This is a genomic window from Streptomyces sp. HSW2009, from assembly GCF_040240285.1.
GTDB lineage: Bacteria > Actinomycetota > Actinomycetes > Streptomycetales > Streptomycetaceae > Streptomyces.
The window spans coordinates 1-897 of sequence record NZ_JBEHZD010001084.1 but is presented as its reverse complement, the minus strand read 5'-3'; the positions used below and the strand labels follow the sequence as shown (position 1 = coordinate 897).

1 pseudogene is annotated in these 897 nt (G+C 81.7%); it reads right to left on the bottom strand.

The features are described 5' to 3' along the window. Positions 1–112: 112 nt before the first annotated feature. Positions 113–897, bottom strand: a pseudogene (locus tag AAHZ94_RS34665) (hypothetical protein); the annotation flags it as partial.

The window sequence follows — 897 nt, the reverse complement described above, 5'->3', positions numbered from 1 at the left end:
GCGGCCACCCGGGGCCCGGGCCCGGGGGGGGCCGCGGGGGGGCCGCCCCCCCCGCCCCCCCCCCCCCGGCCCGGGGGCGCGGGGGGGGGGGCCCCGGCGTGCGGGTGCGGCGTTACGAGATGGCGCCGCGGAGTTCCGCCATGTCGATCTGTTCGGTCTCGTCGTGCGCCGTCAGGTCGATGACGCCCTCGCCGTCGGCCACGGTCTGCCCCTCGGCCGCGTCCTCGGTTGCCTCGGGGGCGACCGGGGCGTCCTGCGCGTGCGCCGCGTGGTCCGCGATGGCCTCCGCGCCCACCACGTCCGCGAGGTCGTCCTCCAGCGCGGCGGGCGGTTCCTGCGCCGCCGCCGTACCGAAGAAGTCGAACCCACCGACGGCCCGGGAGGCGGGCCGGTGCTGCGGGGCGCGCTGCGCGGGTGCGGTGACCGGCGCCGCCGCGGACTGCCCGGCGGGCGCGGATGCTGCCGCGGGTACGGGTGCTGCGGTGGGTACGGGTGCTGCGGTGGGTACGGGTGCTGCCGCAGCCGTCGGGCCCGCCGGGGCCTCGGCCCGGCTGTGCTCCGGCGCGGTCGGCGCGGGCGCCGCGGTCTGCTGGGTGGCGCCGATGGCTCCGGCAGCGTTGCCGGGCACGGTCCGCACAGGCACGGTCTGCGCGGGCGCCGCGGTCGGCCGGGCAGTGGTCCGCCCCGCGCCCGCCGCCGGCGCCTGTCCGGTGGGGAGCTGTGGGGCCGTCATCTGCCGGACGCCGGTGGGCGGTACGGGCACCTGCGCGGCGGGGGCGTGCACCGCGGGCACCACGGCGACGGCCGGCGCCACCGCGGCAGCCGGTGCCGTACGCGGCGGCACCATGGCCGGCGGCACCGACGGGCTACCGGTCGGCGGCACCGGCGGCATCGGAC